Source organism: Hallella absiana, from assembly GCF_025457485.1.
Lineage (GTDB): Bacteria > Bacteroidota > Bacteroidia > Bacteroidales > Bacteroidaceae > Prevotella > Prevotella absiana.
This window is the reverse complement of record NZ_JAMXSP010000057.1, coordinates 1-8,435: the sequence shown is the minus strand read 5'-3', so window position 1 is coordinate 8,435 and position 8,435 is coordinate 1. Positions and strand designations below refer to the sequence as shown.

General features: G+C 49.9%; 8 protein-coding genes and 1 pseudogene. All 9 read left to right on the top strand.

Features of this window, described 5'->3' with window-relative positions:
- Nucleotides 1-133: 133 nt before the first annotated feature.
- The 9 genes and pseudogenes from NG346_RS14090 (at nucleotide 134) to NG346_RS14050 (ending at nucleotide 8,388) form a co-directional block, all read left to right on the top strand.
- Nucleotides 134-415, top strand: a complete 282-nt coding sequence (locus NG346_RS14090) for a DUF3127 domain-containing protein (RefSeq protein WP_262281069.1) — start codon at nucleotides 134-136, stop codon at nucleotides 413-415.
- A gap of 36 nt (nucleotides 416-451) precedes the next feature.
- Entirely contained in the window at nucleotides 452-1,399 is a 948-nt protein-coding gene (locus NG346_RS14085; RefSeq protein ID WP_262281070.1) for a hypothetical protein, read from the top strand.
- 237 nt (nucleotides 1,400-1,636) lie between these two features.
- Nucleotides 1,637-1,969 (top strand): DUF4134 domain-containing protein, encoded by a 333-nt coding sequence (locus tag NG346_RS14080; RefSeq protein ID WP_262288893.1) that lies wholly within the window; start codon nucleotides 1,637-1,639, stop codon nucleotides 1,967-1,969.
- A 127-nt stretch (nucleotides 1,970-2,096) separates the two neighbouring features.
- A complete protein-coding gene (locus NG346_RS14075; RefSeq protein ID WP_262281071.1) occupies nucleotides 2,097-2,384 on the top strand; it encodes a DUF4133 domain-containing protein in 288 nt (95 codons plus the stop codon).
- 65 nt (nucleotides 2,385-2,449) lie between these two features.
- A pseudogene (locus NG346_RS14070) lies at nucleotides 2,450-3,784 on the top strand (ATPase); the annotation flags it as partial.
- Nucleotides 3,785-3,918: 134 nt separating this feature from the next.
- A complete protein-coding gene (locus NG346_RS14065; protein ID WP_396266837.1) occupies nucleotides 3,919-4,776 on the top strand; it encodes a helix-turn-helix transcriptional regulator in 858 nt (285 codons plus the stop codon).
- A gap of 320 nt (nucleotides 4,777-5,096) precedes the next feature.
- Nucleotides 5,097-6,206, top strand: a complete 1,110-nt coding sequence (locus NG346_RS14060) for a tyrosine-type recombinase/integrase (RefSeq protein ID WP_262281073.1) — start codon at nucleotides 5,097-5,099, stop codon at nucleotides 6,204-6,206.
- A 121-nt stretch (nucleotides 6,207-6,327) separates the two neighbouring features.
- Nucleotides 6,328-6,723: a helix-turn-helix domain-containing protein gene (locus NG346_RS14055; RefSeq protein ID WP_262281074.1), complete on the top strand. Its 396-nt coding sequence runs from the start codon at nucleotides 6,328-6,330 to the stop codon at nucleotides 6,721-6,723.
- A 1,200-nt stretch (nucleotides 6,724-7,923) separates the two neighbouring features.
- Nucleotides 7,924-8,388 (top strand): hypothetical protein, encoded by a 465-nt coding sequence (locus tag NG346_RS14050; protein WP_262288892.1) that lies wholly within the window; start codon nucleotides 7,924-7,926, stop codon nucleotides 8,386-8,388.
- The last annotated feature ends 47 nt before the right edge of the window (nucleotides 8,389-8,435 follow it).

Sequence of the window (8,435 nt, the reverse complement as noted above, 5' to 3'; positions counted from 1 at the left end):
TTTCTTGTTCCATGACCGCAAAGGTAAGCAAAAAAAATAGTTTTAGCACGCTATCATATCAAGTTCTTTGGTTAGGCAGCGGCATCCGTCCGCCACGGACAATCCCCCTTGGGCCATAATCAGACTACCAATCATGAAAACCACAGGAACGATCAAGAAAGTCCTGCCCGTTAAGACAGGCACGTCCAAGAAGGGCAGCATATGGGCCGCCCAGCAGTTTGTACTCAAGACTGATGATGGGGATATACTCCTTGAAGTCTTCGGTCAAAAGGAGATAGACGAGTATGCCATCACCGAGGGCGAGCAGCTGACGGTGAGCTACGTCCCCAAAGTTCAGGAAGTCGGAGACAAGGTGTTCGGCAAGAACAGCGTCACCGGCATCGAGCGTGACGAGTCCCAACCTTTTGCAGAGTAGCTTATGGCAATCTCCAGTATAGTAATAATTTTGGTTGTGCTCTTAGTATTGGATTACACAGGCATGATCATCCACGACCTCTTCATCAAGAAAGACCCCATGGAGTTCATGCCCAAGCCCAAGGACGTAGAGATCGACATCTCCGACGAGGCGGGGCAGTTCAAGCCTATCACCGTGGAGAAGTCCGAACCCAAGCAACCGCCTGTAACCGCTCACAGTACCTCATCTCATACACCGGAAGAGATAGTCACTGCACATCCCATTGCCGATGGAGAGTCCAGTGGAAAAGCCGATGGAGAGCAATCAGCCCCACCTTCTCCACCCTCAGCGACTCCATTCGGGTCAGACGATGCTAAGTTCGAAGGTAAGACTTCAGAAGACTTTGGTCCACGTCCAACCGACGCAGAAACACAGAAACGCATTAATGAGCTTGTCAAGCTTAGACGTGGTGAGATGTTGACCGATGAGATGACCGCTTCAAAGGATGACAGTCCATCCGCGTCAGAAAACGCAAAAGAGGACGAAGCCAACTCCTCCACCCCAGATGTCCGCATCATTGGTCCTGAGCATACAGTTTACCCTGATGTGCCGGATGCCGTAGGCAAAGAGTCCTCAAGAGAGAAAACTCCATCGGGGGCAAATTCCAAAGAAGTGACTCCGCCCACTCCTGCCCCTGCAAAGAAGTCAAGACCTCCCAAGCCCCCGAAGCAACCGGAGTTCCATAGCGACGCATTCTTTGACATTCTGAAAGTTCAGATTGATGACACCAAGCAGCACACAAAGTTGCAAGGAGCCCAGACTGCCGAACAAGTCAGCAAGGAAGCCAAGCGAGTCTCCCCTGACGATGCCCAAATGGCACTCAGACAAATCAACAATTTATGGGAAAAGAAAGAATCGGAACGCGTCCCTGATGAGGACGAACGTCAAGCGATAGAAAAATCTGAACGGTCGAACCGTGAGGTTCCGCCACAATTCAATATTTAGGTTTAGTTTCTCAAAAGAAAAATAGGTTTTAAAATGTTATTTAGAGTGTTACTTTTCATTTAGTAAAGATTGATTGATAAGACTGCTTCCGGAAGAGGGCTGCGCCGTGAGGCAAGGGGATCAGACGGCCACGTGAGTGGCACTCACTCATCTTCTATTTTCATGTGGTCTTTAAATTGTAACGTAATGAAAAATCTTAACCAACTTATGTTACAAACCATTTCAACAAAAACCATCATGAACTCCTGCATGAGCGCATGCAAGAGAATCCCCGTGAAGCGTGTAGCCGCCTTCCTCGGAATGTTCCTTTTCTGTGCCGTCATGACCTTCGCCCAGAGCAAGGGAGCCGGTGGATTCCAGAAAGCCATCACCGAGGTGTCGAGTTACCAGACCCCCGTCAGTAACTTAATGAAGGCCATTGCGGCAGTCATTGCCCTCGTCGGCGCATTCAGTATTTATTTCAAAATGCAGAATGGTGACCAGGACGTGAAAAAAGCCATCATGCTGGCTATTGGCGGTTGTGTAGCTTTCCTTGCAATGAGCGAGGCTTTGCCTTTGTTCTTCAAGTAGTTATAAGCTACAGTTAAACAAGGAGTCCGACTAACCGAAACATCGGAGTCGGACACCTTTTAACTCTGAATACTCTATCAAATACAATATATAATGTAAAACAATATCACAATAAAACTACGAGAAAATGGACATCAATTTCAACGGCATCCCTGTCTTCAAGGGACTCCAAAAGCCACTGGAGTTCATGGGCATCCGCGGCAGGTTCCTGACCTATGCCGCCGGAGCCATCGGCCTAAGCTTCCTCGGCTTCCTGCTGTCCTCCATCCTATTCGGCAAGCTTGTTGGCTTCATTGTCATGGTCTGCCTTGCCGCCGTGGGAATCATCTCCATTTACGTCAAGCAACGCAGCGGACTGCACAGCAAGAAACGCCACCGCGGCATCTACTTCTTTTACAAAATGTATGAGCGGTAGCCGCGAATGAAATATATAATAGACTACAGAAAATCGAAAACCAGTTACTACAAACATAACCTACCATGTCAAACAAGAAAAAGCCGCTTGACGGTCTCTTCGCCCAGCTCCAGGACATCAAGGATGGCTCCGGCAAGCTGCTGAACACGGTCCTCTTCTCGAAGAACGGCAATCCCTCCGTCATCATCGAGATAGAGAACCCCGTGCAGCAGTATGCCACGGATGCCGTGCAGTATGTCGCCTTCACCGACGTGCTGAACAACATCGTCCAGACCCTCGGCGAGGGCTATGCCCTGCAGAAGCAGGACGTGCTGTGCCGACAGAGCTACCACCACGATATCACCGACGATATGGAGTTCCTCACGCGCAGCTACTTCCGCTACTTCAATGGTCGACCCTATACCGAGATACGTACCTACCTCATTATCACGCAGGAGACCGTCAAGTCCGCCTTCGTAAAGTACGACCCCAAGACATGGCTCGACTTCCATACTAAGGTCAGCAAGGTCCTGGACATCCTCAAGGAGCGCGGCATCTGGCACCGCAAGCTCGCCAAGGACGAGGTCAATGAGTACCTCCACCGCTTCATGGCCTTCCACTTCAAGGACGGTCCGTTCTCGATGCAGAGCTTCAAGGCCGGTGATGACTGCTTGAAGATGGGCGACAAGGTAGTAAAGTCCTTCGACATCGTGGATGTGGACGAAATCGACCTGCCCTCCCTGATCAAGCCCTACCAGCCCGTGGCCGTCAACGGCTACGTCATCGCCACCGACCTGCTTGCCTTCCTCAGCGAGATTCCTGACACCGACTGTGTCATCTACAACCAGGTCATCCAAATTCCACAGCAACGCAAGCTTCTCCGCAAGCTGCAGTCCAAAGCCAAGCGCCACGGCTCCATGCCCGACCCCAGCAACAAGATTGCCAAGGCCGACATCGAGACCGTTCTTGACGTTCTCGCCCAGGACAGTAAGCTGCTCGTCTATACCAACTTCAACCTGCTTGTGAGTTGCAAGGCCGATAAACTAACACCCGTGACCAGCTTCATCGAGACCAAACTCTACGAGTGCGGCATCTTTGCATCGAAGTCGGCCTACAACCAGCTGGAGCTCTTCATGGACTCCTTTCCTGGCAACGCCTACTCGTTCAACCCCGACTACGACCTCTTCCTGACGCTCAACGACGCCGCCCTCTGCCTCTTCTTCAAGGAACACCTGAAGCACAGCGAGGACACGCCACTGAAAACCTACTACACCGACCGCCAGGGCCTGCCCGTCTGCATCGACATCACCGGCAAGGAAGGCAGGGTGAAGATGACCGACAATGCCAATTTCTTTTGCATCGGCCCAAGCGGAAGCGGAAAGTCCTTCCATATGGACTTTAATGTCGGCAAACGGTTGCAAACGCCTGCAAGTAATCGGTTGATTATCAGTTAACAAGCGTTTGCAGTCTTCCTAAATGGCTATTGTGGGTTCCATCCGTTTTGATTAATTTTGTACCGCATTTGGAACTTGACTATGAAGTGCCGCGGCATAAGATGTTGCACCCTAAAGCAGATAATGCAACGCCGCTGCACCAAAATTGTCAGACAATGCTGAAAACGGATAAATTCACAAGAACAAGCACTATGGGAAAGAAAAACGAAACACAACTTAACACTACGTGCGGCAGCGTTGCCGGCGTGTGCATTCGACAGGAGTTCTACCGCCCTCGGCAGGTGGCGGAGATGCTCGGCATCAGTCTGAGGACTTACTATACGATGGTCAGTCGTGGAAAGCTACACCCGGTCAAACTCTCGGAGCGCGTGACGGTCGTCGCACGGAAGGAGATTCTCAGCATGATAGAGGCGGCACTTGGGGAGACGCTCTCACAGACGATCTTCTCAAAAGACAAAGGGCATGACTGTAAGGGAAAGGACAGCAAGGAAAAGGCGAATGAGGGTGCCAAGACTCGCAGAGTGTCCAAACGGGCTGCCAAAGACCGCGCTCCCGTCGGTGTCACCCACGACACACATTATACTATGGCGGAGATTTGCGCGAAGTTCGACTATAGTTACGGTCGTCTTTATACACTTAGGATGCGGTATCAGATTCCGTCCATCCACGCTTTCGGCACTACGTGCTATCCGAAGGAGGCTGTCGACAAGGCCGTCAGTGAGGAACGTGAGCGACTGGGCAGGACACTGAATGAGCACTGGTACACCTGCGGCGAACTCATGCGCATCTACGGACTCGGCAAGACACAGGTCAGGCGGTTCGCCAACACCCACCATGTGAGGACGAAGAAGGCCAACGGCAACCGGCTCTATTACTTGAAGGAGGACTGGGAAGCGGAGCGCAGAAAGGCTGAGGACAAGAGCTCGTCAACCAAAGAGAAGCGCAAGGGCGCGTCATGAACCATAGAAGCGGAGCGTTGCTATTGGCCAAATCCGAGTCCGATTGTTTCGAAAAAACGGCAAATAAGCGGGTAAAACAAGCAAAATCGGCCTTTTCTGAGGTCAAATACACGTAAGGAGTTGTAGCCAGACGCAACCTGTCGTAACTTTGCATAAGATTTAGCTGCACTCGGCAATTTGAAAGCACGCTTTCATTGCACTCGTTTGCAAAATCTTTGCATAAGATTTAGCAATCTATTTGCCTAACCGTATGGAGACGGCGGCAAGATACAAGTATCATTTGGACCATTAAATTGAAACATAAAAAAAGAAAAATAACTATGACAAATCTTTGTACCAAAGTAACAGTGCGCCAGCGGAAGCTGGCAAAGGGTAAGGTCTCACTCTACCTTGACTATTACCCTGCTATCCGCCATCCCCGGACGGGACGGATGACACGGCGCGAGTATCTGGGCATATACATCTATGCCAACCCCACGGAGCGGTTCCAGCAGGAGTACAACCGCTCGATGATGAAGAAGGCGGAACTCATCAAGTGCCGCCGCACGGAGTCGGTGATCAACGAGCAGTTTGGTTTCCTCGACCGGGCAAAAGGCCGCGAGAGCTTCCTCGACTATTTCGAGAAGCAGATGCAGGAGAATGAGTACGGCTACAACTGGCAGACTGCCTTCGGGCACTTCAAGGACTATTGCGGCGGCAGCTGCTGTTTCGATGACATCACCGTGGAGTACTGCCAGAAGTTCCTCACTTACCTCATGTCGGAGAAGTGCGCCCGCAACGGCAAGCGGATGATGGCATCGTCGGCAAACAACTGTCTTTGCAAGCTCAAGGCTGTGCTCCGCATCGCCTTCGATGACGGCAAGCTCAAGGAGAACGTCGCCACGAAGCTGGAGAAGGCCGAGAACGACAGCACGCCGAGGGAGTTTCTGACCCTTGACGAGGTGAAGCGCCTCGATGCCATGCCATGTAAGAGCGAGGTTCTCAGACGGGCGGCTTTGTTCTCAGTGCTGACGGGACTGCGCATCAGCGACATCATCCGACTAAAGTGGGACAATATCGAGCCGTCAGCAGATGGCGGCTGGATGCTTCACTTCCGCTCGAAAAAGACGCACAAGGAGAGCTTCTTGCCTGTCAGCGACGAGGCCGTAGAACTGTGCGGTGAGCGGAGTGAAGGCCAGGTTTTCAAGGACTTCACACAAGGCATCGTGAGTTATCACCTGAAAGGTTGGCTCAAGGAGGCAGGTATCACGAAGCACATCACCTTCCACTGCTTCCGCCATACCTTCGCCACGTTGCAGTTGGCGGCCGGCACGGACATCTACACTATCTCGAAGCTGCTCACCCACAGCGACGTGACAACCACTCAGGTATATACAGACGTGGTCAGCTCGCTCAAGCGGGATGCGACGAACAAGATTTCATTGAAGTGAGACTCACATTGTCACATTATCATATTCTCACATACTAACAGAATAGAAAACTATCATTCTAACAGACTAACATTTTGATACTATGGAAAACCAAACATCCAATTCTCAAACTACTACTACCATGAAGAACATTACCTTTGACGGGATGCCGGTCGCACTGGCATCCCTCCATGAGAAGTGCGACACTATCATCGCCCTGCTGTCAACCATCGCTAACGGCACGTCCGGCGCAGCCATGCATACGCCCATCGGCATGACAGAGGCCAGCAAGCTGCTCGGCAAGAGTCCGTCCACCATCTACGAGATGACCTCCAAGCGGAAGATACCCTTCCACAAGCGCGGCAACAAGCTCTACTTCTTCCAAGAAGAGCTGCTGAAGTGGATTACCGACGGTGGATGCAGCGATACTGACTATCCCGACAGCGGTCATGCTAACATTGATGACCTCAAGGCCAAGGAACATCTCAAAACCCTACAGGCGGAGGTCAGACACAAACCTAAACCTTTGATGTCATGACGTTGTGTTGATGAATGGCGTAGGTCGATATGTAGACACTCGACCAGTGTCGACACTCGACTTGTGTTGACACTCGACATGTGTTTACCCTCGACCAGTGTCGACACTCGACATGTGTTGCCCCTCGACCAATGTCGACCCTCGACATGTGCTGACCCTCGACTCATGTTGATGTGTTGACTGTCGACTTTACGATTTTCAAACCGCAATAATTGGGCAGTAAGTAAGGAGACTTGGTAGATAGGAAATCAGATGATAAGACTTGTCACAGTAATCACGTGATTAGACTTGGCACGGTTATCACGTGATTAGACTTGGCAGAGATATCACGTGCTTAGACTTGGCACAGTTATCACGTGATGAGTCTTTGCACAGTAATCACGTGATGAGTCTTTGCACGGTAATCACGTGATGAGTCTTTGCACGGTAATCACGTGATGAGTCTTTGCACAGTAATCACGTGATGAGTCTTTGCACGGTAATCACGTGATGAGTCTTTGCACAGTAATCACGTGATGAGTCTTTGCACGGTAATCACGTGATGAGTCTTTGCACGGTAATCACGTGATGAGTCTTTGCAATTGCATAGTTCGAGCCAGTAAAAACCTGAATCTGCGGACAATCGTAATGATCCAAAGCGTTCGGAAATCAGCAACAGTTGAGGACTATTGCAATGGTTACCAGATGATAGAATCTATCCAAGCAATCCTTAGATAGAAACTATCCATGGATAGAATCTATCCTATCTATCAGAGCAATCTGTAGATAGAATCTATCTGATCTATCTAAGCAATCTGCAGATAGATTTTATCCTTAGATTGCTGGGATAACTAAGATAGATAAGATAGAATCTATCTTTCGCATACTTCGAGCCAGTAAAAAACTGAGTCTGCGAATGAACGCGAACGTCCAATAATTGCAGGAAATACATCATTTATCACTAAAAACAGACATAATGCCATATATATCGCAAAACATACTGCTACGGCAGTCAATTGGGAATAGCAAGTTGTACTTTTGTGGCCACACGGGGCATTCGCCGCCGTATGACCATAAAAGTCACTTGCCAGCGGAGCTGGGGATAAAATCTCGGTCGCAACTCCCGGATTATCTCTTGAAGGATGATGAGTCCATGAACTCTAAGGCTGCCCAATGTGAATTTCAATTTCCAATAACCACCAACTTTAACACCATCAACAGATGAACGACACCAACAGAAACCATGTCTGCAAAGTCAGACTTAACGATGAAGAGCTGCAACTCTTCCAGAAGAAAGCACAGAGCTATGATGGCAACACAAGCGCCTTGATCCGCGATGCGGTCTACCGCTTTGACGACAAACGGACAAGAGGGAGGATAGAAGCAATGGCGACGATGCTTTCCTTCTACACCAAGTATCAGCAACAACTCTCATGGCTCAGCGGCAACTTCAACCAAGTCATGCACCGTGCCAATGAACTGGCCATTGATGGTAAGCTCAACGAAAGCTATTTCCATAAGGTTATCATGCCGGAGGCTCAGTCTACCTTGAAAGCCATCAGAAGTATCAAGGATGAGTTGGATGCCATCCACGACAATATAGAACAAATGTGGGCCCAAGGGGGATTGTCCGTGGCGGACGGATGCCGCTGCCTAACCAAAGAACTTGATATGATAGCGTGCTAAAACTATTTTTTTTGCTTACCTTTGCGGTCATGGAACAAGAAAAGATA

Excerpts from the sequence above, each read along its gene's own strand:
- NG346_RS14090 (WP_262281069.1), top strand. The coding sequence starts at position 134 with ATGAAAACCACAGGAACGATCAAGAAAGTCCTGCCCGTTAAGACAGGC.
- NG346_RS14080 (WP_262288893.1), top strand. The coding sequence starts at position 1,637 with ATGAACTCCTGCATGAGCGCATGCAAGAGAATCCCCGTGAAGCGTGTA.
- NG346_RS14075 (WP_262281071.1), top strand. The coding sequence starts at position 2,097 with ATGGACATCAATTTCAACGGCATCCCTGTCTTCAAGGGACTCCAAAAG.
- NG346_RS14065 (WP_396266837.1), top strand. The coding sequence starts at position 3,919 with ATGTTGCACCCTAAAGCAGATAATGCAACGCCGCTGCACCAAAATTGT.
- NG346_RS14060 (WP_262281073.1), top strand. The coding sequence starts at position 5,097 with ATGACAAATCTTTGTACCAAAGTAACAGTGCGCCAGCGGAAGCTGGCA.
- NG346_RS14055 (WP_262281074.1), top strand. The coding sequence starts at position 6,328 with ATGAAGAACATTACCTTTGACGGGATGCCGGTCGCACTGGCATCCCTC.
- NG346_RS14050 (WP_262288892.1), top strand. The coding sequence starts at position 7,924 with ATGAACGACACCAACAGAAACCATGTCTGCAAAGTCAGACTTAACGAT.